The sequence below is a fragment of the Planifilum fulgidum genome, assembly GCF_900113175.1.
In the GTDB taxonomy this organism is placed as follows: domain Bacteria; phylum Bacillota; class Bacilli; order Thermoactinomycetales; family DSM-44946; genus Planifilum; species Planifilum fulgidum.
The window spans coordinates 98,354-120,061 of the sequence record NZ_FOOK01000004.1; the positions used below are offsets into that span (position 1 = coordinate 98,354).

General features: G+C 58.6%; 28 protein-coding genes and 4 tRNA genes. 29 read left to right on the top strand and 3 right to left on the bottom strand.

The genetic code is table 11. The annotated features are described in order from the left end of the window. The first annotated feature begins 35 nt into the window (after positions 1-35). Positions 36-644 (top strand): CPBP family intramembrane glutamic endopeptidase, encoded by a 609-nt coding sequence (locus tag BM063_RS03405; RefSeq protein ID WP_092035918.1) that lies wholly within the window; start codon positions 36-38, stop codon positions 642-644. 55 nt (positions 645-699) lie between these two features. Further along, positions 700-1,083 carry a hypothetical protein gene (locus tag BM063_RS03410; RefSeq protein ID WP_092035919.1) on the top strand — a complete coding sequence of 128 codons (384 nt, stop codon included), beginning with the start codon at positions 700-702 and terminating at the stop codon, positions 1,081-1,083. Between the two features lie 94 nt (positions 1,084-1,177). Here BM063_RS03410 and BM063_RS03415 read toward each other — a convergent pair whose 3' ends face one another. Next, positions 1,178-1,567, bottom strand: coding sequence for a DUF1259 domain-containing protein (locus BM063_RS03415; RefSeq protein WP_092036002.1), 390 nt, complete (start codon positions 1,565-1,567; stop codon positions 1,178-1,180). A 234-nt stretch (positions 1,568-1,801) separates the two neighbouring features. On the opposite strand from BM063_RS03415, the gene BM063_RS03420 reads away from it, so the two are divergent. The 5 genes from BM063_RS03420 (at position 1,802) to BM063_RS03440 (ending at position 2,986) form a co-directional block, all read left to right on the top strand. Further along, a tRNA-Ser gene (locus BM063_RS03420) sits at positions 1,802-1,894 on the top strand. 56 nt (positions 1,895-1,950) lie between these two features. Next, positions 1,951-2,027 (top strand) — tRNA-Met (locus tag BM063_RS03425). 6 nt (positions 2,028-2,033) lie between these two features. Further along, positions 2,034-2,107, top strand: a tRNA-Trp gene (locus BM063_RS03430). 9 nt (positions 2,108-2,116) lie between these two features. Continuing rightward, positions 2,117-2,190 (top strand) — tRNA-Cys (locus BM063_RS03435). A 208-nt stretch (positions 2,191-2,398) separates the two neighbouring features. Further along, positions 2,399-2,986 (top strand): genetic competence negative regulator, encoded by a 588-nt coding sequence (locus BM063_RS03440; protein WP_092035920.1) that lies wholly within the window; start codon positions 2,399-2,401, stop codon positions 2,984-2,986. 36 nt (positions 2,987-3,022) lie between these two features. Here the strand turns inward: BM063_RS03440 and BM063_RS03445 are convergent, their stop codons facing one another. Then, entirely contained in the window at positions 3,023-3,748 is a 726-nt protein-coding gene (locus BM063_RS03445) for a PIG-L deacetylase family protein (RefSeq protein WP_177198957.1), read from the bottom strand. 152 nt (positions 3,749-3,900) lie between these two features. On the opposite strand from BM063_RS03445, the gene BM063_RS03450 reads away from it, so the two are divergent. The 16 genes from BM063_RS03450 to BM063_RS03520 all read left to right on the top strand — a co-directional run bounded on the left by BM063_RS03450 (position 3,901) and on the right by BM063_RS03520 (position 16,768). Continuing rightward, positions 3,901-5,187 carry a Glu/Leu/Phe/Val family dehydrogenase gene (locus BM063_RS03450; RefSeq protein ID WP_092036003.1) on the top strand — a complete coding sequence of 429 codons (1,287 nt, stop codon included), beginning with the start codon at positions 3,901-3,903 and terminating at the stop codon, positions 5,185-5,187. An 87-nt stretch (positions 5,188-5,274) separates the two neighbouring features. Then, positions 5,275-6,267 (top strand): YpdA family putative bacillithiol disulfide reductase, encoded by a 993-nt coding sequence (locus BM063_RS03455; protein ID WP_092035922.1) that lies wholly within the window; start codon positions 5,275-5,277, stop codon positions 6,265-6,267. 108 nt (positions 6,268-6,375) lie between these two features. Continuing rightward, on the top strand, positions 6,376-6,531 hold the full coding sequence (locus BM063_RS03460; protein WP_245751997.1) for a hypothetical protein: 156 nt from the start codon (positions 6,376-6,378) through the stop codon (positions 6,529-6,531). Positions 6,532-6,688: 157 nt separating this feature from the next. Then, positions 6,689-8,032, top strand: a complete 1,344-nt coding sequence (gene ypeB / locus BM063_RS03465) for a germination protein YpeB (protein ID WP_092035923.1) — start codon at positions 6,689-6,691, stop codon at positions 8,030-8,032. Positions 8,033-8,304: 272 nt separating this feature from the next. Beyond that, positions 8,305-8,979: a (d)CMP kinase gene (gene cmk, locus BM063_RS03470; RefSeq protein WP_342713735.1), complete on the top strand. Its 675-nt coding sequence runs from the start codon at positions 8,305-8,307 to the stop codon at positions 8,977-8,979. A 3-nt stretch (positions 8,980-8,982) separates the two neighbouring features. Then, positions 8,983-9,576: a lysophospholipid acyltransferase family protein gene (locus BM063_RS03475; protein ID WP_092035925.1), complete on the top strand. Its 594-nt coding sequence runs from the start codon at positions 8,983-8,985 to the stop codon at positions 9,574-9,576. Further along, entirely contained in the window at positions 9,573-9,815 is a 243-nt protein-coding gene (locus BM063_RS03480; RefSeq protein ID WP_092035926.1) for a hypothetical protein, read from the top strand. The genes BM063_RS03475 and BM063_RS03480 overlap by 4 nt, the downstream gene beginning before the upstream one ends. A gap of 73 nt (positions 9,816-9,888) precedes the next feature. After that, positions 9,889-11,031, top strand: a complete 1,143-nt coding sequence (rpsA, locus tag BM063_RS03485; RefSeq protein WP_092035927.1) for a 30S ribosomal protein S1 — start codon at positions 9,889-9,891, stop codon at positions 11,029-11,031. 110 nt (positions 11,032-11,141) lie between these two features. Then, positions 11,142-11,747, top strand: coding sequence for a YphA family membrane protein (locus BM063_RS03490; protein WP_092035928.1), 606 nt, complete (start codon positions 11,142-11,144; stop codon positions 11,745-11,747). A gap of 22 nt (positions 11,748-11,769) precedes the next feature. Beyond that, positions 11,770-12,651, top strand: a complete 882-nt coding sequence (locus BM063_RS03495; RefSeq protein WP_092035929.1) for a YIEGIA family protein — start codon at positions 11,770-11,772, stop codon at positions 12,649-12,651. An 18-nt stretch (positions 12,652-12,669) separates the two neighbouring features. Then, on the top strand, positions 12,670-12,861 hold the full coding sequence (locus BM063_RS03500) for a capping complex subunit for YIEGIA (protein WP_092035930.1): 192 nt from the start codon (positions 12,670-12,672) through the stop codon (positions 12,859-12,861). Next, positions 12,858-13,247 carry a hypothetical protein gene (locus BM063_RS17545; protein WP_177198958.1) on the top strand — a complete coding sequence of 130 codons (390 nt, stop codon included), beginning with the start codon at positions 12,858-12,860 and terminating at the stop codon, positions 13,245-13,247. Before BM063_RS03500 ends, BM063_RS17545 begins: the two co-directional genes overlap by 4 nt. Continuing rightward, positions 13,244-13,720 (top strand): DUF3189 family protein, encoded by a 477-nt coding sequence (locus tag BM063_RS03505; protein WP_177198959.1) that lies wholly within the window; start codon positions 13,244-13,246, stop codon positions 13,718-13,720. Before BM063_RS17545 ends, BM063_RS03505 begins: the two co-directional genes overlap by 4 nt. A gap of 51 nt (positions 13,721-13,771) precedes the next feature. Beyond that, positions 13,772-15,088 (top strand): ribosome biogenesis GTPase Der, encoded by a 1,317-nt coding sequence (der, locus tag BM063_RS03510; RefSeq protein ID WP_092035932.1) that lies wholly within the window; start codon positions 13,772-13,774, stop codon positions 15,086-15,088. A 36-nt stretch (positions 15,089-15,124) separates the two neighbouring features. Continuing rightward, positions 15,125-15,712: a glycerol-3-phosphate 1-O-acyltransferase PlsY gene (gene plsY, locus BM063_RS03515; protein WP_092035933.1), complete on the top strand. Its 588-nt coding sequence runs from the start codon at positions 15,125-15,127 to the stop codon at positions 15,710-15,712. 9 nt (positions 15,713-15,721) lie between these two features. Beyond that, the gene (locus BM063_RS03520) at positions 15,722-16,768 is read left to right on the top strand and encodes an NAD(P)H-dependent glycerol-3-phosphate dehydrogenase (RefSeq protein ID WP_092035934.1); all 1,047 of its coding nucleotides are present in this window, start codon (positions 15,722-15,724) and stop codon (positions 16,766-16,768) included. Positions 16,769-16,908: 140 nt separating this feature from the next. Here BM063_RS03520 and BM063_RS03525 read toward each other — a convergent pair whose 3' ends face one another. Continuing rightward, positions 16,909-17,400, bottom strand: a complete 492-nt coding sequence (locus BM063_RS03525; RefSeq protein ID WP_092035935.1) for a hypothetical protein — start codon at positions 17,398-17,400, stop codon at positions 16,909-16,911. A 177-nt stretch (positions 17,401-17,577) separates the two neighbouring features. Here BM063_RS03525 and BM063_RS17180 point away from each other — a divergent pair, with 177 nt between their 5' ends. From BM063_RS17180 to folE, 6 genes are all read left to right on the top strand, one after another. Further along, positions 17,578-17,739 (top strand): DUF2768 family protein, encoded by a 162-nt coding sequence (locus BM063_RS17180; protein ID WP_143085219.1) that lies wholly within the window; start codon positions 17,578-17,580, stop codon positions 17,737-17,739. 29 nt (positions 17,740-17,768) lie between these two features. After that, positions 17,769-18,497, top strand: coding sequence for a hypothetical protein (locus BM063_RS03530; RefSeq protein ID WP_092035936.1), 729 nt, complete (start codon positions 17,769-17,771; stop codon positions 18,495-18,497). A gap of 81 nt (positions 18,498-18,578) precedes the next feature. Next, positions 18,579-18,731 (top strand): hypothetical protein, encoded by a 153-nt coding sequence (locus tag BM063_RS17550; protein WP_177198960.1) that lies wholly within the window; start codon positions 18,579-18,581, stop codon positions 18,729-18,731. 153 nt (positions 18,732-18,884) lie between these two features. Further along, complete coding sequence (gene spoIVA, locus BM063_RS03535) at positions 18,885-20,363, top strand: stage IV sporulation protein A (protein WP_092035937.1); 1,479 nt, start codon at positions 18,885-18,887, stop codon at positions 20,361-20,363. Positions 20,364-20,560: 197 nt separating this feature from the next. Next, positions 20,561-20,839, top strand: a complete 279-nt coding sequence (locus BM063_RS03540; protein ID WP_092035938.1) for an HU family DNA-binding protein — start codon at positions 20,561-20,563, stop codon at positions 20,837-20,839. A 269-nt stretch (positions 20,840-21,108) separates the two neighbouring features. After that, positions 21,109-21,675 carry a GTP cyclohydrolase I FolE gene (gene folE / locus BM063_RS03545; RefSeq protein ID WP_092035939.1) on the top strand — a complete coding sequence of 189 codons (567 nt, stop codon included), beginning with the start codon at positions 21,109-21,111 and terminating at the stop codon, positions 21,673-21,675. Positions 21,676-21,708 lie beyond the last annotated feature (33 nt).

A 21,708-nucleotide genomic window follows, 5' to 3' on the forward strand; every position in this document is an offset into this window, starting at 1 on the left:
ATGATTCCTCGCGGTTTGCAAGGGAGTTGAGAAAGATGGAAGATTCCGAAGAACGGGGTGGGGGGCCCGGGGAGCCGGGCATGACGGACCGGGAGCTGCTGCTCAATCTCTACGCGACGCAGTTGTTGGTCCTTTTTTTGGCGGTGATGCTCCTTCTTGTTCAGGGAAGGCTGTCGGCGGGGCTTTTCCAATGGCGGGAAAGTCTTTACTGGGCCGCCGGGGTGCTGTTGGGGATGATCGTGGTGGGGATTGAGGTGCTCCTTGTGCGGGTGCTTCCCCCCGAATGGTTGGATGACGGGGGAATCAATCTGCGGCTTTTTCGGGGCCGTTCCCTGTGGCACATTGCCTGGATCGCCCTTTTGGTTTCCGTCGCGGAGGAGATGCTGTTTCGGGGGGCGGTTCAGCATTGGCTGGGAATCTGGGGAACCAGCCTTCTTTTTACGTTGATACATTTTCGTTACCTGCGCCGGTGGGCAATGTCTTGCCTGCTGTTTGCCGTCAGCGCCGCCCTCGGGTGGTCGGCGGAGTGGAGCGGGACGCTGACCCCCGCGATCGTCGCCCATTTTATTATCGATTTCGTGATGGGCGCGTTGATCCGAATGGGAAGGATCCCCGGGATGGATGGGCCGCCGGACAAGGCATGACCGGCGAAAGAAGGGCATAGGCTGGGATGAGGGAACATGGCGGGGGGATGGAGTGATGTCCCGTCGGGATCTTTTGTTCGGCCCCCTTCTCACCTGGATTTTTGCGGGGATGGCCCTTCATCGGTTGCCGGAAGAGACGCCCGGTCCACCCTTCTGGCGGTATGTTTCCGTCGATTTTCTGGTGTTTCTGGTTCTGTGGGCCCTCTGTTTCCATCTCCTTTTTCGGACCGTCGCAAAGGGAGCGGGGGGATTTGCGGAACTCCCCTTGCCGGTCAGCCACCGGAAGCGGCTGCGCTGCGCCATTCCGGTGGTCTCGGCCCTGTTGCTGCTTCCTTTCCTGTTCTATCACGCGCCGGTGTTCGCCGCATTGGGAACGGGATTTTTCGGGACACGGGAGGCGCTGCGCTGGTTCCGGAAAAGGAGAGCCCGTTTGGAATAGGGGCTTGTCCGCGGCGGGCGAGGGACGCGGCGATCGGGTCGATCCGCCCCCCTCTGTCTGAGTTCCTTCGGTTTTACGGGAGAATGCAAAGGCGCTACATCCGGAGCACTCTGAGAGCCCGGGCCGCCTTTCTGGCGAAAACCAGGGGATTTTCCACCGATTCGAAATGAATGTAGAACAGGCGGAGGTTTTCAAATAACCAGTGATTGTGCAATGCCGTGACGAGAATTCCCTGTTTCCGGAGAGCCGAGATAAAGGGGTTGATTTCCCTTTGCAGGATGACCGTCTCGCCCAAATTCAGCGCCCGACCTTGCCGATCAATGCTCTCAAAGCTGAAAAAAGTGGGCAGCACCAGCGGGGAACGGCTGCGGCGCCCCAGAATGGTGACAGGGATGTTCCGGAATCTTTGGATGAAGCACACGCCATTGATGACACTCGGGGATCCGCCCACAATTCTGGCAAATTGACTGCACAGTCCATTCAGCGCCTCATGGGATGAACCTCCTTTATCCAATTGTTTTCACAATATGTGTCTGTTGGTCTTGATGCAGCATTTCTTTCCCCATTGATTGAAAAATGGGCTGATGAGGTCCCCCCTGAAGGCGCCGATTCGAAGAGGTCCGGAAAAACCGGTGCGCCGCAGGACAAATTTCCGCTAACCCCTTGACATCTTCTCCGTTTCTGTATTAAGATAATAACCGCATCGGTTCTGGAACGCGGAGAGATACCCAAGAGGCCGAAGGGGACGGTTTGCTAAACCGTTAGGGGGCCAAATGGCCCCGCGCGGGTTCGAATCCCGCTCTCTCCGCCAAACTTGGGAAGGACGCTCCGCCGACCGGCGGGTCGTCCTCCCTCATTTAAAGATGGGGCGGCGTAGCTCAGCTGGCTAGAGCGTACGGTTCATACCCGTAAGGTCGGGGGTTCGAGGCCCTCCGCCGCTACCAACGCGCAGGGGCGTAGTTTAATGGCAGAACAGAGGTCTCCAAAACCTCCAGTGCGGGTTCGATTCCTGCCGCCCCTGCCACAAATGCACGGGGGCATAGCCAAGTGGTAAGGCACGGGACTGCAAATCCCTTATCCCCGGTTCGATTCCGGGTGCCCCCTCCAACAGGTTGAAAGGATATCCTTCGAGAGAAGGATTCTTTTTTTATTTTTTCGGCGAGGGAAAAATTCCCGCAAAATTCTGGGTGAAAAAGGGACGACCTTGGTGTATCCTGTTCTCAGAGGGGAAAAACGGGAAACCGGTTGCCGGAACGAATGGGGAGATCCTCTCATACGCTGAAATGAAGAGGTCTCCGGCGAGGGAGGGTAAACCATGCGTGTCGAGCGATTGGGTCGGGATAAAATCCGCTTCTACCTCTCGATGGACGACTTGGTGGAACGCGGAATCGAAAAGGCGGACATGTGGCGGGACATTCCCAAGGTGCACGAGCTTTTCAACGATATGATGGAACAGGCGTACCAGGAATTGGGGTTTGAGGCGACAGGGCCCGTCGCAGTCGAGGTGTTTACACTTCCGGCCCAGGGAATGGTCGTCGTCGTCACGCGGGGGCGTCGGCCGCACTCCGACGAGTTTGACGATGACGATGTGTATGAATTGGAAGTCACCCTGGAGGAAAGCGATCGGATTATTTTCCGGTTTGCCGATTTTGAAGATCTCGTGCAGGCGGCGATGCGCATGCACCCACTCGTGGAGCGCGAAGGGAAGGTTTATGCCTACCGGGGACAATATTACCTGGTCTTTGACAGCGACGTAAAGACGAAGAATCTGGACGCCTTGGTGGCGATCCTTTCCGAATACGGCGAAGCTTCCACCGTGACGGAGCATGTGTTGATGGAGTACGGAACCACGGTGTGGGCGGAAGATGCCGTTCATCAGCTTGTGCGACATTTCTCCCGATGAAAAACACCGCGCCCTGTGCGCGGTTTTGTAGTGTTTTCACACCTGAAACCAGTCGTCGGTTCGGCCGGATGGCCGGCAAAACTCCCCCTTATGGATGACCAGCTGGAAATATTCCTCCCGGCGCAGCCCGCGGAGGTCCCCGTCGAAAACGCCGGGAAACACGCGTTCGATGGATGCCCGTTGGGTTCGATGCTGGCGGAGCGCTTCCGCAATGCGCTCAAGGTGGGGGGAGACGTCGATCACCGTGGAGATCAGGGCATCTTCCGTCGCGTGAACGGGCCGCCGCATCGTCCGGGCAATCGATTCCGGGATGGCGACGTAATACAGGGACAGGGATTTTCTTCGCTTGCTCTCGAGAACCGCCCGAAGGGCGGCTTTTTGAACGGCTTGGTGATCCGGGTGGCCGGAAATGCCGTGGGGCGGGAAGGTGATGATCACGTCGGGGGCGGTGCTTTCGATCACGGCGCCGATCTCGTCCGCCAACATCTCCTCCGGCAGGTCCTTCAGCCGGCCGTCCCCGTGATCCCGCAGGATGATGCGATCGAGACCCAAGATCTTTCCGGCGCGCTTCAATTCCTCGGCCCGGATGTCCCCGAGCTGTTCCGGCGGGCAAACCCCCGCCGTCTTTCCCGCTTCTCCCCGGGTGGCGCAGTAGAGGACGATGCGGGTGTCCTTCCGGTCGGCGTACCGGGCGATCGATCCGCCGCAGGTGAAGGTTTCGTCATCGGGATGGGCGAAGACGAGCAATGCGGTTCGGGACATGGCAGGCCTCCTCTCCAAAGCGGAAAAAAGTGGGACGATTTTCGGTCCCTTCTCATTATACTTCACTATCATCGGGCGGTGTTCTTTTTCTCGAAACTGGTGTATACTTGGTAATGAACTGATCGGGATCATATATTTTGAGGTGGTCAACAATGACACAGCAGACGGAAGAAACCGAAAAACAGGCGCTTCCCGAGGCGGAGGAACTGGATGTCCTCGCATCGACGCAGAAGGTGATCAAACGGGCACTGGAGAAGCTGGGGTATCCGGAGCACGTGTATGAGTTGCTGAAAGAGCCGTTGCGGGTGCTTACGGTCCGCATCCCCGTCCGCATGGACGACGGCAGCGTCAAGGTGTTCACCGGGTACCGGGCACAACACAACGATGCGGTGGGCCCCACCAAAGGAGGCGTTCGGTTTCATCCGGACGTTACTGAAAATGAAGTGAAAGCGCTTTCCATCTGGATGAGCATCAAAGCGGGCATTGTCGATCTTCCCTACGGCGGCGGAAAAGGAGGCATCGTGTGCGATCCGCGGAAGCTTTCCTTCCGCGAATTGGAAAGGTTGTCCCGGGGATATGTCCGGGCCATCAGTCAAATCGTCGGTCCGACCAAGGACATTCCCGCCCCCGATGTGTTCACCAACTCGCAGATCATGGCATGGATGCTGGATGAATACAGCCGCATCCGCGAGTTTGATTCCCCGGCCTTCATCACCGGGAAACCGTTGGTGTTGGGCGGTTCGCGAGGCCGTGAAACCGCCACGGCCAAAGGGGTCACCATCATGATCCGCGAGGCGGCCAAGCGCCGGAACCTGGATTTGAAGGATGCCCGGGTGGTGATCCAAGGGTTCGGAAACGCCGGCAGCTTCCTGGCGAAGTTCATGAGCGACGCCGGCGCCAAGGTGATCGGGATTTCCGATGTGTACGGGGGTCTGTACGACGAAAACGGCCTGGATATCGATTATCTGCTGGACCGCAGGGACTCCTTCGGCACGGTGACCCGCCTGTTTAAGGACACCATCACCAACCAGGAGCTTTTGGAGCTGGATTGCGACATTCTCGTGCCGGCGGCGGTGGAAAATCAGATCACCGCGGCCAATGCGCATCGGATCAAGGCGGATATCGTGGTGGAAGCGGCCAACGGGCCGACGACCCTCGAAGCGACGCGCATCCTGCATGAGCGGGGAATCCTCTTGGTGCCGGATGTGCTGGCCAGCGCCGGGGGAGTGACCGTCTCCTACTTTGAATGGGTCCAAAACAACCAGGGATATTATTGGTCGGAAGAAGAAGTGGAGCGCAAATTGGAAGAGATCATGGTCAAGGCCTTCGATAACGTGTACAACCTCGCCCGTTCGCGGAACGTGGATATGCGGTTGGCCGCTTACATGGTCGGGGTTCGCAAAATGGCGGAAGCATCCCGCTTTCGCGGTTGGGTATAAATAGGCTATAATAATTTTTGGACGCCATTTTCCAGAAAAAGCACCCTGTTTGTGGGGTGTTTTTTCTGTGGAGCCGGAGGGATACCGATGTACGATCCGATTATCGTCGGCGCCGGACCCTGCGGATTGTCCGTCGCCATCGAGACGAAAAAGCGGGGGATGAATCCCCTGGTGATCGAAAAGGGTTGTCTCGTCAACTCGATTTATCATTTTCCCACGCACATGCAGTTTTTCAGCACGCCGGAGCTGTTGGAGATCGGCGGGATTCCCTTTGTCACCGCGGGGGAGAAGCCGTATCGCGCGGAAGCGTTGAAATATTACCGGGCGGTGGCGAAAAAATACGAGCTGAATGTCCACACCTATGAAAAGGTGGTTCGGGCGGAGAAGGGAAAAGAGGGTTTCGTCGTGTTCACCGAGGGGAGGGGCGGCCGTGAAGGCCGTTATGAGACGCCCCATCTCGTGATCGCCACCGGCTATTACGACAATCCCAACCGGATGAACATACCGGGTGAGGATCTGCCGAAAGTGCATCATTATTTCCGCGAAGCCCATCCCTATTCCGACATGGATGTCTTGGTGGTCGGCGGAAAGAACTCCGCCGTGGAAGCGGCTCTGGAGCTTCATCGGGCCGGAGCCCGGGTGACGATGGCTTACCGGCGGGACGCCTTTACCAAGAGCGTCAAGGCGTGGGTGAAGCCGGTGATCGAAAGCGCCATCAACAAGGGTTGGATTCGCATGCTCTGGAAGACGGAAGTGAAGGAAATTTGTCCCGACCATGTGGTGCTGGAGCAGGAGGGGCGGGTGTTTACCCTCCCCAACGATGTGGTGTTTGCCATGACCGGGTACCGGCCGGATGTTTCCATGCTGCGCCGGCTGGGGGTTTCCATCGATCCGGAAACGGGGGCTCCCGTTCACGATCCGGAGACGATGGAGACCAGCGTCTCCGGCCTGTACATCGCCGGCGTGATTGCCGCCGGACATGACGCCAATTCGATTTTCATCGAAAACGGCCGCTTTCACGGGGAACGGATCGCCCGTCACCTGGAGGCGTCCCGGGCGAAAGTGGCGGGCCGAGGATGACCGGCAGAGGTCGTGTTAAAGGGAACGCTATTCGTCAAGACTATATGGATGTTGGAAAGAAAGGAGCGGATGCGCGTGACAGTATTGCGGAAGGAGGGAGAAGGAACCTTGAAAAATCGCTATCTCGTGAAGATCCGTTGCCGAAAGTGCGGAGAGCAGTTCACGCTGAAGGGACAGATGCGCAAGGGGCAGGTGGAAACCGGGTTTAAACGATGCCTCTGCGACAACGAAGATGACTTTGACATCACCATGGAAAAAGTGTGAGCCGGGTTGATCCCGGCTTTTTTTCTTGCATAATCCGGATGGGCGGCGATCAGACTATTTTTTGAAGCAAATCCGCGGAGACGGAAGCACCGGACTGCGGAAAACGGTGGCACAGGGAGTCGGGATGTCCGACTTTGAAATGAAGGAGTGAGCGGTCGTGTACAGACGGATTGCCGTCATCCTTTTGCCGGTGGCTTTAATCGGCCTTGTCGGCACAACCGTGTGGGGTTACCAGGAGAACCAGGAGAAAAACGCGCTGTTGATCAAAGCGGAAAACCAATATCAGCGCGCCTTTCACGATCTCAATTTTCACATGAACAAGTTGCAGGATGAGCTGGGGAAATCCCTCGCCCTCGGTTCAAGGCGACAAATCTCGCAATGTCTGACCAACGTGTGGCGGCTGGCCTACGCGGCCCAGAGCGACCTGGGACAATTGCCCCTGAGTCTGGTTCCCTTTGACAAGACGGAGGAGTTCCTGGCCAAGATCGGGCAGTTTGCCTACCAGGTCGGGCTCAGGGATCTGGACCGCGAGCCGCTGACGGACAAGGAGTGGAACACGCTCCGTTCCCTTTATAACCGTTCCAACCAGATCCAGCGGGATTTGCAAAAACTTCAGAAGCAAGTGCTGGAAAAGAACCTGCGGTGGATGGATGTGGAGCTGGCCCTGGCCAGTGAGGACAAGAAGATGGACAATACCATCATTGACGGTTTTCGCAGGGTGGATCGGTTGGTCAACGAGTATCCGGAAGTGGACTGGGGTCCGACGGTCAACAACATGTCAATGAACCAGCTGAAGGATTTCCGGAAGCTGAAGGGGAAAAGGATCACCGCGGAAGAGGCGAAAAAACGCTTTGCGAAAGTGTTGGACCGGCCCGACACCCGGGGAATCGAAGTCACGTCCGGGGTCAAAGGAGATGCTTCCACGTACAGCCTCAGGTTGAAGCGGGGGAAACACACGGTCTACGCGGATGTGACCAAGGTGGGCGGCCACGTGCTGTGGATGATGTTTGACCGCCCGATCGGCAAGAAGAAGATGAGCCTCGAACAGGCCGAGGGCAGGGCCGAAGCCTTCCTGGACCGGCTCCGTTATCCCTTTATGGAGGTGGTCTCCTACGATGAGAAGGACAATGCCGCCATCTTCAGTCTCGTCCGCCGGGAAGGCAAGGTCCGGATTTATCCGGAGACGGTCACCGTCAAGGTGGCCCTGGACAACGGCGAGGTTCTCGCGTTTTCGGCCGATGAATTTGTCTTCAACCACCGGGACCGGAACATTCCCAAGCCCAAGCTCACCCTCGAGGAGGCGCGCAAGCGGCTGAGCCGGCGCCTCCGGGTTCAGGATCAGCAATTGGCCCTGATATTGAACGATCAGGGAAAAGAGGTGCTCTGCTATGAGTTCCTGGGAACGCTCGGGGAAAGCCAGTACCGGGTGCTGATCAATGCCCGGAACGGGGATGAGGAAGTGGTGGAGAAGCTGGAGAAAACGGATTTGGAAAGAATTTGAGGGAGGGCGGCTTGGGCCGCCCTTTTTCCCGAAACGGCAAAGGAAAAAAGCCGAGGGATGATTGCAAGTCTTCCCGGATTGTGGTACGCTTATGACAGATAATAGAATACATAACGGAACGCGATTGCCGCTGTCTGTGTGTGGGTCGGAGTTATCGATGGGGATTGTACTTGATTTTGAATCGGAATCAAATAAAGTTCATCCACAATCGAGCAGGCTCTCGGCCTGCTCGATTGTGTTTATCACGATTTATCCGTTTCGAGGAAGGGCGTATGGAGATGAAGCGTTTGACGATTGCCATTGACGGTCCGGCGGGAGCCGGGAAAAGCACGGTGGCCCGAAGGGTGGCCGAAGAGATGGGACTCCTCTATGTGGATACCGGGGCGATGTATCGGGCGATCACCTGGAAAGCGCTCCAGAGCGGGATCGATCTGTCGGACGAGCAGGGGGTTGCCGGCATCGCCCGGGAGACGGAGATCGAGCTGAATCCTCCGGAGGTGCGGGTCGACGGAATCCGGGTGACGGAGGCGATCCGCTCCCCGGAGGTGACGCAGCACGTGTCGAAGGTGGCCAAAATGGCGGAGGTTCGCCGCGTTTTGGTGGAAAAGCAGCGCCGGTTGGCCCGGGACGGCGGAGTCGTCATGGACGGCAGGGATATCGGCACCCACGTGCTGCCCGATGCCGACGTGAAGGTGTTTCTCACGGCGTCCCTCGAGGAGCGGGTGCGGCGGCGTCACCTGGAGATGATCCGCCGGGGCTTTTCTTCCGATCCGGACCGGCTGTACCAGGAAATCAAGCAACGGGATGAAATGGATGAAAACCGTTCCCACTCCCCGCTGAGACCCGCCGCGGATGCGGTGATAATGGATACCACCGGCCGGTCGATCGACGAAGTGGTTTCGATGATCCTGGACCTTTGCCGAACCAAAGTGAGCGGTGGGGAGTAAGATATGTTATATCGGTTGGGCCGGGTATTGTTCCGCATCTTTTTTGCCGTCTGCTACCGGTGGGAAGTGGAGGGAAAGGAGCACATTCCGGACCGGGGGCCGGTGGTGCTCTGCCCCAATCACATACACAACCTGGATCCCCCCTTGGTGGGATCGGCCATTGACCGCAAGGTTTACTTCATGGCCAAGGAAGAATTGTTCCGCATCCCGATCCTTGCGCCGATCATCCGACATCTGGGTGCTTTTCCGGTTCGTCGGGGAACGGGCGACCGGAAAGCCTTCAAAAGGGCGATGGAGATCCTGCAGGAGGGGAAGGTGCTCGCCATCTTTCCCGAGGGGACCCGATCCCGCACCGGCCGGTTGGGAAAAGCCCATCCCGGTGCGGCCCTGATCGCCCTCAAGGGAAATGCGGACGTGGTTCCGGCGGCGATCATCGGTCCTTACCGCATTTTCGGAAAGGTCCGCGTTGTCTTCGGTCCCCCGTTCCGCCTGGAGTCTCCTCCCGGCAGCAAAATCGATTCGGGCCTGCTTCGGGACCACAGCGCCCGGATCATGGAAAATATCGAAAAGCTCCTACAGGACGGGCGGAGCCGATGAAATGGCTGCTCCTTTTGGGTGTCGCGATTTTCCTCATCGTCAGGGCGCGGAGGCGGCGGGGAGATCCCCCTGCCGCCGGCCGCTTCGGTGTGTTGGCCGCATTCGCGGTGTTGGCGGCCTGCATCGCCCTGCTGACCGCCGTTTTGAAGGTGGGATGGGCCTTCATGGCGGCCGGTCTGGCCGGACTTTGCATGCTGTCGGGAGTTTTGGCATTGGGATTAATGAAATTAAGAAGATGACTTTCTTAATTTCATTACCTCATAAACCATTCAACAGCTGGTGTCAGGAGCCAAGTGAGGAGGTTGTGTCGTCATGGTGGAAGAAATGAAGTCGGAAATGGCGGAGGTGGCCCCTCTCAAACGCGGGGATATCGTCAAGGGACGCGTCACCAAGGTGGATGACCGGCAAGCCCTTGTCGATGTGGGTTACAAGTTTGACGGCGTGATTCCCATTTCGGAGCTGTCCAGCCTCCACGTGGAGAAAGCCTCCGATGTGCTGAAGGAAGGGGACGAAGTGGAGGTCAAGGTTCTCCGGGTGAACGACGAGGAGGACAAATTGATCCTTTCCAAACGCGCCGCCGATGCCGAGCGGGCGTGGAAGGAGCTGAAGGAAAAGCACGAAGCGGGGGAAACCATCGAGGCGAAAGTGGCCGAAGTGGTGAAGGGCGGCCTGGTGGTCGACGTCGGCGTGCGCGGCTTCATTCCCGCTTCTCATGTGGAGCGCCACTATGTCGAGGATTTCTCCGGGTACGTGGGCCGCACCCTTCCCCTGAAGGTGTTGGAAATCGATCCGGAGCAAAACAAGCTCATCCTGTCCCATAAGCTGGTTCTGGAAGAGGAACTGGCCCGCAAGAAGGAGGAAACCCTGAACAACCTGCAGGTGGGCGAGATCCTGGAGGGGACCGTTCAGCGCCTCACCGATTTCGGCGCCTTTGTGGATATCGGCGGCGTTGACGGACTGGTGCACGTGTCGGAACTGGCTTGGCACCGGGTGGAGCATCCCTCGGATGTGTTGTCCGAAGGGGACCGGGTGAAGGTGAAGGTGCTGAAGGTGGACCGGGAAAACGAGCGGATCAGCCTCAGCATCAAGGAAACGCAGCCCGGCCCCTGGGATCAGGTTGCCGATCACATTCATCCGGGAGATGTGATCACCGGAACGGTGAAGCGGCTCGTTTCCTTCGGCGCCTTTGTGGAGGTGTATCCGGGCGTGGAGGGATTGGTCCACATTTCCCAGATTTCCCGGAGGCACATCGCCACTCCCTCCGAAGTGCTGGAGGAAGGCCAGGAAGTGCGGGTCAAGGTGCTGGACCTCAAGCCGGAACAGAAGCGGATCAGCCTGAGCATCAAGGAAGCGGAGCAAGAAGAGGTTCAAAGCGAACCGGTGGAACGCACAAACACCGGGTTGAATCTCACCCTGGGCGACGTGATCGGGGACCAGCTGCGCCGTCTGAAATAAGCCGCGACAGGGAAAAGCCGACCTTTGGGTCGGCTTTTTGTTTTTGCGGCGGCTGATAGGAAAAGGAGCTCGGAAGCATACTATGAGAAAACGGAAGGGGGCTTTGCGGGGTGGCTCCCGGTGTTGCGGCCTTTCTTTCCATCCTGGCGTTGATCATCCTGCAATTGACGGGATGGTTTTCCCGCTTGCCGCGGGAGCTGGGGCTCTCCTCGGGAAACGAACTGCTCGGATGGCTGCTCGCCGCCTCGGTGGCTTCCGTGGTGGAAATACCGGTTTCCTCCGCCGCGACCCTGCATTTGGGAGTTCTCTGGCTGCTGGGTGCTTTTTTGCGCCTGATGCGGGAGGTGCCGTCGCCTTCCCGGTGGTCCGTGGGGGCGGCCCTGTTCTTTTTCGGCTTCGCCTTCTTTATCGCCGGGGAGCTGGCGGCAATTGATCCCGCATGGGCGCTTTTTCCCCTTCAGCCTTTCTGCCTCGCCTTCCTGACGGGAATCACCCTGCTGATCGCGCCGCGGCTGGACCTGCGGCTTTCGATATTGACGGGCGGGATGCTTGCGGGCATCATTTTTTCCGCCTTAAGTCCCCTGTCCCCATCCGGAGGAATCCGTGTCGGCTCCGCCGCCCACTGGGACATGTTGTGGCTTTCGTTGATCGCCTTGACCGCGTTCCATCGCCTTCTTTCGTGGGCGGGGCGGAAGGGTTCACAGGCAAAACTTTGACGATGGAGAAGGGAAATGAGCCATGAAGTTGGAACTGTATACCCAAGCGGTCATCGCCGGCCTGGTGGTCGGTTTTCTGGCGCGGTTGCGGATGCTCCGTACCGATTATCGCCAATATCCCACGTATCCCCACGGGCAAGTGATCCATCTTTCCCTCGGTCTGATCGCGGCTGCGCTGGGCTCGGTGGCTGTTCCGGCCCTGCTGGACCGCAATTACACGGCGGTCACCTTTTTGACGCTGGCCGCGCAGCAATTTCGGGAAGTCCGCAACATGGAGAGGGAAACCCTTTCGAAATTGGATCAGATGGAGCTGGTTCCCCGGGGTTCCTCCTACATCGAAGGAATCGCCATGGTATTTGAAGGAAGAAATTATCTCGTCATTTTCGCCGCCTTCGTCACATCCCTGGCGGTCATCCTGGGAGGATGGATCAGCGGAGCGCTTGCGGGCGCGGTCATGATCTGGATCTCCGGTCGACTCCGCTCCGGCAAGTACCTGGGAGAGATCGCCGACGTTTCCGAAGGGGTTCTCCGCCTGGAGGGACCCAACCTGTATGTGGACGACATTTATCTGATGAACGTGGGCTTGATCGATGACCAGGAGCGGATCCGGCAGAACGGACTCGGCATCATCATCAAGCCCCGGGATGAGGACAGCCGGGTGACGCTCAGCAATGTCGGTCAGAGGCAGGCCATTCTCCACGATGTGTCCGCGATCATGGGGGTGTACAGGGATACGGGGGAGCCGGCTCTCGTGCCCATTTCCAAAAGGGATGTCAAAGATGGCCGTTTGGGACTCCTGTTGCTTCCCCAAAAGCGGGATGCGCGAATGGCCATTGAAGTGATCAAGCGCGTTCCCGTCTTGGAAAGCGCCGTGAGAATGCCCACGGAAATAGGGGAAAACTAAGTGCGGGAGGCGGTGAGGATGGGAACAATCGAGAAGGCGATTTTGGCGGTGGTGACCCGCGACATGGAGCGGGTGGCGGGCGGGGCCCCGATTTTCTACGCCGAGACGGAAAGGGAAATGGAACACCTGGCCTTTACGCTGGAGAAAATCCTCGACGGCATGGCTCATCGGCTGGATCCGTTGACCATGATCATTGTCCGGCACGCATGAAAGGGCGAATTTATCTGAGCGAAGACCGGGGCGGATGCGCGCTGATCGCCGCCGCGTTGGACGTGATGTCCGGTCGGGGGGAAATGCCCACCGCGCAGGAGGTGGCCCTCTGGGGGATGGAAACGGGCATGGAATGGTCCCGGCCGGGTCGGCTGTGGCCCGCCGGTGAAGCCCGGGGAAGGGCGGTTTTCTTCTGCGGCGTGAAAAGCCGCGCTCCGGTCCTGGAGCGGTCCCTTCACTGTTTGATGCCGATGCTCGGGGTATCCCCTCTCCACTGGGAAATCGTCCGTCTGCGCGTCAAAGCCCCCCGTGTCCGTTCCTGGCAGGGACTTGTTCGGGAGTACCCCCGGCTGTCCCGATTGATCCGGGAGGAGATGGGACATTGAGAATATTCTATTATTGTTACGGCAGCGCCCACTCGTCGGTCGTCGCCGCGGCGATCCACCTGGGCCGGCTTCCTTCCCGGCGCCTTCCCACGATATCGGAGATTTGCAGCCTTCCCGATTTTGACCGAACGTCGGAGCAGATGTTGGGAATGATTCATTACAAGGGAAAGGACGAATGGGGGAACCGGGTGTATACGGTGGGGCTGGGCAGCAAGCCGGACGTGGCCTGTCGAACCCTTCAATCCATGATCCATCTCTTGGGAGATCCGGAGGAGTTCCGGTTTTACAACGCCCTTCATTGTCTGAAGTTGTCCGGAAAAGTGGGCGGAGCCCTTTCCCGGCGCTACGGCCTTCGGAGCATCGGCCGGCCGCTGGCGGCCTGGGGGATCAGGCGAAGCTATTTTCTGTTGGTGGCCCTGGTGGAGGCGGTCAAGATGGAGCTGCGTGTTGCTTCCCGGGATCATTCCGGATAAGATAATTGAGGTGTATTCATGGTTTTTTGAGGGAAGCCGAGGTGATGGATCGTGGTTTTGCCCGTCGTAGCGATTGTCGGCAGGCCGAATGTGGGAAAGTCGACGCTGTTTAACCGGATTGCCGGGGAGTGCATCGCCATCGTGGAAGACAAGCCCGGCATCACCCGGGACCGGATTTATGCTCAGGGAGAATGGACGGGAAAAAGGTTCCACCTGATCGACACCGGGGGACTGGAATTTGGCGGGGAAGATGTCTTTATCGATCATGTGCGGCATCAGGTGGAGTTGGCTGTGGATGAAGCCGATGTGATCATTTTTGTCGTCGACGGCCGGGAGGGGCTGATGCCGTCGGACGAGGAGGTGGCCACTTGGCTTCACCGGGCGGACAAACCGGTGGTTTTGGCCGTCAACAAGGCGGATAACCGCCGCCTGCGCGAGGACATGTACGAATTTTACAGTTTGGGGTTTGACGAGGTGATTCCCATCTCCGCTCTCCACGGAACGGGGACCGGGGATCTTCTCGACGCGGTCGTGTCCCGCTTTCCGGATCGGGAGGAAGAAGTGTTTGACGAAGACACGATCCGCGTTTCCGTCATCGGTCGCCCCAATGCGGGAAAGTCGTCCCTGATCAACGCCATTCTGGGTCAGGAGCGGGTGATCGTCAGTCCCATCCCCGGCACGACGCGGGATGCGGTGGACACTCCCCTTCACCGGGACGGGCAGGATTTCGTGTTGGTGGATACCGCCGGAATCCGCAAGCGGGGGAAGGTGTACGAATCCACGGAGAAATACAGCGTTCTCCGGGCGCTGAGGGCCATTGAGCGCTCCGACGTGGCGCTGATCGTCCTGGACGGGGAGCGGGGCGTCGCCGAGCAGGACAAGCGGATCGCCGGATACGCCCACGAGGCGGGGTGCGCTTCGATTTTCGTGGTCAACAAATGGGATGCGGTGGAAAAGGACGACAAGACGATGGACCGTTTCCGCCGGGAAATCATGAAGGCCTTCTCTTTTATGGATTATGCGCCGATTCTGTTTGTTTCCGCGAAGACGGGGCAGCGGGTGCACAAGATCCTGCCCGCCGTGCAGGAAGTGGCGGAGCAGCACGCGATGCGGGTCTCCACTTCCGTCCTGAATCAGGTGTTGACGGACGCGATGTTGACCACACCTCCGCCTTCGGAACGGGGAAAGCGGCTGAAAATCCGCTACGGCACGCAGGTGTCGGTCAAACCCCCGACCATCGTCCTTTTTTGCAATGATCCGGAGCTGGCGCATTTCAGCTATCTCCGCTATCTGGAAAACCGGTTCCGCGAAGCCTTCGGCTTCCGGGGAACCCCCCTTCGCATACGTCTGCGCAAAGGGGATGAATAGCCGGCCGGACATTTTACAGACAGCGAGGGGAGAAACATGTTTGTTGTCGCACTCCTTCTGGCGTATTTGTTGGGATCGATCAGTTTCAGCTACCTGGTGACCTATAAATTGAAAGGGATCGACATCCGCCGGTACGGCAGCGGAAACGCCGGGGCGACGAACACCCTTCGGGTCGTGGGCAAGGGTCCCGCCGCCCTGGTCTTTCTGCTGGACGCCTTGAAGGGAATGGCGGCGGTGGGAATCGGTGAACTGTTCGGAGGGGAGCCGGCTCTCTTGATGGCTACGGGAGTGGCGGCCATCATCGGGCACAACTGGCCCGTGTTCCTCAATTTCCGCGGGGGAAAGGGGATCGCCACCACCATCGGCGTGACCGCCCTGCTCACCTTTAAGGCCGCCCTTTTGTCGGGAATTTTCGCGGTACTCGCCATCTTGTTAACCCGGTATGTTTCAGTGGGGTCCCTGTTGTTCACCGGGCTGTTGCCGATCCTGATCGGATGGATGGACTATCCGCCGGCCTATTTCTGGATCAGTCTGGTCATCACTCTGCTCGCCTATCTCCGGCACCGGGACAACATCAAACGCCTGCTGAACGGGACGGAGAACCGCATCGGAGCAAGGAAATGACGGGAGGGGATGGAGAAGATGAAAGCGGCCGTGTTGGGAGCCGGCAGTTGGGGAACCGTACTGGCCTCTTTGTTGGCGGATAACGGATTTGCGGTGACGATCTATGCCCGGAATCCTTCTGTCGCGGAAGAGATCAACCGGCGCGGGACCAACGCGAAATACCTGCCCGAATTTCACATCCCGGACGGGGTGGGGGCGACCACATCCCTGGAAGAGGCCGTCTCCGACCGGGAGATGATCATCGTGGCGGTCCCTTCCCATTCGGTTCGGGAAGTGGCCCGGGCGGCCGCTCCCCATCTGCGCGGCCGCCCTTTGGTGGTTCACGCGACCAAGGGGTTTGAACCGGTCACCCTCAAACGGATTTCCGAGGTCCTGGAGGAGGAGTTTCCCCCATTCCTCGCCGATCGGATCGCCGTGCTCTCCGGACCCAGCCATGCGGAGGAAGTGGCCCGCCGTTCGCCGACCGCCGTCGTGGTGTCGTCGAAGAGCCGGGAAACGGCGGAAGCCGTCCAATCCCATCTGATCAACAACTATTTCCGGGTATACACCAATCCGGACCTGATCGGCGTCGAGATCGGCGGGGCGTTGAAAAACATCATCGCGTTGGGGGCCGGTCTGTCCGACGGGCTCGGTTTCGGCGACAACGCCAAGGCGGCGCTGATGACCCGCGGTTTGGCGGAAATCGCGCGCTTGGGGATGGCCATGGGAGCCCGGCCGATCACCTTCGCAGGCCTGGCCGGGGTGGGGGATCTGGTGGTCACGTGCACCAGCCGGCACAGCCGCAACTGGCGGGCGGGATACATGCTGAGCCAGGGGAAAGCCCTGGAGGACGTGCTTGCGGAAATGGGAATGGTGGTGGAAGGGGTCAAGACGACCCGGGCCGCCCATCGGTTGGCGCAATCTTACGGGGTGGAGATGCCGATCACGGCGGAACTGCATGCCGTGCTCTTCGAGGGGAAGGACCCGTCGCAGGCGGTGGAGGATCTCATGGGACGGGGAAAAACCCACGAAATGGAGGAAATCGTGGAAGGGTGGCTCAATCTTTTGGGCGGATGATCGGTTACCAAGCAGGGGATGACCTTCATATCCTGAAGTATAACCATTACCCGATGCTCGGCTTGAGGAGTTCGGGGTGGGGATCAGTCACAGCGAGGATCGGGTAATGGATCAGATAAAGGGGTAACGCGCCTGGCGCGTTACCCCTGTTTTTGTTGCAGGTCGTCGCTTGACGGCAGTTGCCGCATCCACTGCGACAGCAGGTTTTGCACCAGCGGGGACTGGAGCAGGGCCATGATCTGATTGAAGTCGATGTTTCCCGGAAAGGACGCCGGCGAGTCGGGGGAATCGCCGCCGGAGGGGGATTCGCCCTGCTGCCACCCGGAAGGGGATTGTTTGTTGCGGGGAGGAAGCAGGCGAAGGAAGGGGCGCTCCGGTGTCCGCCGCCTCTGAACCATCAGCGTCTGGGCGATCTCGAACATCTGATAGAGGGAGTCCAGAATGTTTTCCAATCGCTCCAGGGATGTGCTCAGCTCCTTGATCATCGAGCGGACCGTGAGAAAATGGCTGAGGATGTTGGCCAAATTGAGGGAGGAGAGGGGAGCGGGTCCGACGGCCGGGAGCCGTTCAGATTTTGCCGCCTTTTTTCGCTTCCGTTTCCTGGAGATTGCCGGTTGAATCGGTTTGCTCATGCTGCCACCTCCGCTTGCGGGCTCCTGTCATCCTATCCTATGCGCATCCCCAGGAAAGGGCAGGGCCGCAGCCCGCCCAGCGGGTGGGCGGCTGCGGAATTCCCCTTCAGGGAGATTCGTTTGTCCCGGCCGGGTGTGGTAAACTGAATAAGCAGATGCACAGGGGGAGGATCCGAGATGGTCGATGCGATGATTGCGATCGTGTTTTTGTTTTTGGCCAATTTTTTGATCGCCTGGGCCAGACAGCGAAAAAAGGGGTGGCTGCGGTTCTTTCTTTCCGCCGCCGCTTTTCTGATGCTTCTTCCGGCTTTTTTGTTCGGCCTGCGGGCGCTGCTCTGACCCGGAACCGGAGGAAAGGAGGACGACCGGTGAACGGATGGATGCGGATCCTTGCCGGATGCCTGCCGGCCCTGTTGCTTTTGGCGGCAGGATGCATGTATCCCGAGGAAAGGAGGCTGCAGACGGACCGGCTGCCGGAGCATGTGGCGATGGTCCAATCGGCGGCGGATCAGTACTGGGAGCAGAACAGACGGTTTCCGATCAAGGAGGATCCCGGCCGGGCGAAGGCGTCCCCTTATGAGAAGTATGTCGTCGATTTTTCCAAACTGGAGGGGTACATCGGCCAGATTCCCCCCAGCGCTTTCGAGATGGGAGGCCATTTTCTTTATGTCCTGGTGGTTTCCGAAAACAAGATGCAGGTCCGGCTGGTGGATCTGAGGGTGGCCGACCGCCTGCGCGACCTGCAGGTGGCCGTCGATGCGTTCCGGGATAAAAAGAAACGGCTCCCCACCGCCGCATCCGCGGGGGAGGGCTTTTATGCCGTCGATTTTCAGGCGATGGGGTTGGAGGAGGAAAGAATCCCGAGCCCCTACACGGCGGGATTGTCGCTGCCGCTGGTGATGGACCGACAAGGAAGGCTGTACGTGGATTACCGGCCGGAAATTTTGCGCCTGTTGCAGGAAGGAAAACGGAAAAGGGATGAAGCGGGAGATCTCCGCGAGTGGCTGATCCGGGATTCGATTTTCGTCCCCGCCCGTTCCCCGGCGATGCGACTGAAGGACGGCGAGCCGGTGCTCGTCGAGGAGGGGGCCGGTTGAAAAAGGTCTTGGCATATTTGTCCCGCCCCCCTCATAAAACAGTTAGCAGAAAAGGATTCCACGGGAAGGGAATGGAAGGCCATGGGGGACACGTTGTTCTTGCTGTTGGTGGCCGTCGCCGCTTTTGTGCTGGGGCGCCTTTCCGCCTCCGTCAAAGTGGTGGGCTTCCGGGCGAAACTGGATGATCCGGGGGAGCCGCGCCGAGGGATGTCCCGCTCTTTGAAAGGGGAGTGAACCGCCGGCAGGCGGTTCTGTTTTTATCCGCCGCCGCATTCATAAAGGGGAAGGGACCTCATATATTTATAGTGTCCAAATCGTGCGGAGGAGGCGAAGGGGCAAAGGAGCAGTCGGCGTTTTATTCGCGCATACCTTGAAGGAGGGGAAAGCATGGAAAAAGTTGATATTTTTAAAGATATCGCCGAACGAACCGGCGGCGATATCTACATCGGAGTGGTCGGAGCGGTCCGCACCGGCAAATCGACGTTCATCAAACGGTTTATGGAAAAGGTGGTGATTCCCAATATCAGCGAGGAGGCGGACCGGATCCGGGCCACGGACGAGTTGCCGCAGAGCGGGGCCGGTCGCACCATCACCACCATCGAGCCCAAGTTCATTCCCAACCAGGCCGTCAACATCCATGTCAGCGAAGGGCTTGACATCAACGTCCGGTTGGTGGACTGCGTCGGGTACGCCATCGAAGGAGCCAAAGGATATGAGGATGAAAACGGTCCCCGCATGATCAACACTCCCTGGTTTGATGAGCCGATTCCCTTCCAGGAAGCGGCGGAAGTGGGAACGCGCAAAGTGATTCAGGAGCATTCCACCTTGGGCGTGGTGGTCACGACCGACGGTTCGATCACCGACATTCCGCGGGAAGCCTATGAAGAGGTGGAGGAACGGATCATCGAGGAAATGAAGGAAGTGGGCAAACCCTTCATTGTGCTTTTGAACTCCACCCATCCCCACAGCGAATCGGTCCAGGCCCTGCGCGAGGAACTGGCGGTGAAGTACGATGTGCCGGTCATTGCGCTGAGTGTGGCCACCATGATGGAAGATGACATTTTGAATGTGATGAAGGAAGTGCTGTTTGAGTTTCCGGTTCATGAAGTGAATGTCAACCTGCCCGGCTGGGTGATGGTGCTGGATGAGGAACACTGGCTGCGCAAAGATTTCGAAAATGCCGTGCGCGAGACGGTGAAGGACATCCGCAGGCTCCGCGATGTGGACCATGTGGTGGGGCAGTTTGACGGCTATGAATTCATCGAGCGGGCCGCCTTGTCGGGAATGGACATGGGGCAGGGGGTGGCCGAGATCGATCTGTATGCCCCCGACAATCTGTACGATCAGATTTTGACGGAGATCGTCGGGGTGGAGATCCGCGGCAAGGATCACCTGCTGGAACTGATGCAGGAATTCAGCAAGGCCAAGCGCGAGTACGACAAGGTGGCGGAAGCCCTGAAGATGGTCCGGACCACCGGCTACGGCGTGGCGCCTCCCTCCCTGGAGGAGATGACGCTGGATGAACCCGAGCTGATCAAGCAGGGCCCCCGTTTTGGCGTCAGACTTCGGGCGACGGCTCCGTCCATTCACATGATCCGGGTGAATGTCCATTCCGAGTTTGCCCCGATCATCGGCTCCGAACGGCAGAGCGAAGAGTTGGTCAACTATCTGATGCGGGATTTTGAGCAGGATCCCCTGCGCATCTGGGAGTCGGACATTTTCGGACGTTCCCTTCATTCCATCGTGAGGGAGGGAATCCAGGCGAAACTGTCCATGATTCCGGAAAACGCCCGCTACAAGTTGCAGGAAACCCTTGAGAGAATTGTAAATGAGGGGTCCGGTGGATTGATCGCCATCATCCTTTGAACTTTTTAAAAAGCGCTCATTGAGTGCTTTTTTTGCTGAAAAAAGGCGCCTCCTTCCCTCTTGATAACGCCTTGCGGTCTGTATTACTATAGGTGTGTCCCACGATCGTTTGGCTCGGTGGAAAAGGGTATAGGCCAGCCGCGGAACGGGTAAACATGAGTTAGAGCGATCGTGGAACTCATATGGAGGTGAAGCTTGTGAACAAGGCGGAGTTGGTCGCCCGGGTGGCGGAGAAAACGGAGATGACCAAAAAGGATGCGAGCCAGGCGGTGGAAGCCGTTTTTGAAACGATCAAGGAAGCGCTTCGCGCAGGGGACAAGGTGCAGTTGATCGGATTCGGCAACTTTGAAGTGCGCAAGCGCGCCCCGCGCAAGGGACGCAATCCGCAAACCGGGGAAGAGATTCAGATCGCCGAAAGCAAGGTTCCGGCCTTCAAACCGGGCAAAGCGTTGAAGGAAGAAGTAAACAGCCGGTGAAGATTTCTACATAACGCCCTACTGGAAACGGCCCTTTTAAGGCGGATCCAAAGCACCGCGGCTCCGCGCCCGATTTGAGCCGGATAGGTTTTCCGGCACTTCTCCGCAAAGGCCCCTCGGGGCCTTTTTGTTTTGCGCCGTTCGTTGCTACAATAGGAATGAAGGCCTGCGGCGGGACGCAGGCCCAGGCTTGTCTGTGGTATAATCATCCGGAAAGCCTTTTTGGCGATGCGGCCCGATCGGCCGACAAGTATTGGAGGCGAAGATCGATGGGAGTGGATCATGCAAAAATTGAGCAGGCCGTGCGGATGATCCTGGAGGCTGTGGGAGAGGATCCGGATCGCGAGGGACTGGTGGAGACTCCTGCGCGGGTCGCCCGCATGTACGAGGAGATCTTTTCCGGCCTCGGCCAGGATCCCCGCGATTATTTTTCTGTGATTTTCAGCGAGGATCACGAAGAATTGGTTTTGGTGAAGGATATACCGTTTTTTTCCGTATGCGAGCATCATCTGGTTCCCTTCTTCGGGAAGGCCCATGTCGGATACATCCCCCGGGGGGGACGGGTGACGGGCCTCAGCAAGTTGGCCCGGGCCGTCGAGGCGGTCGCCCGCCGTCCCCAGCTGCAGGAGCGGATTACTTCCACGGTGGCCGATGCGATCATGGAACGGCTGGAGCCGCACGGGGTGGTCGTGGTGGTGGAGGCGGAGCACATGTGCATGACCATGCGCGGAGTGAAGAAGCCCGGTTCCAAGACGGTCACCTCGGCCGTCCGGGGCATCTTCAGCCGGGATGCCGCCGCCCGGGCGGAAGCCTTCAGCCTGATCGGCTACCGGTAAAAGGAAGGAAAAAACTTTTGGCAAACCCCTTGA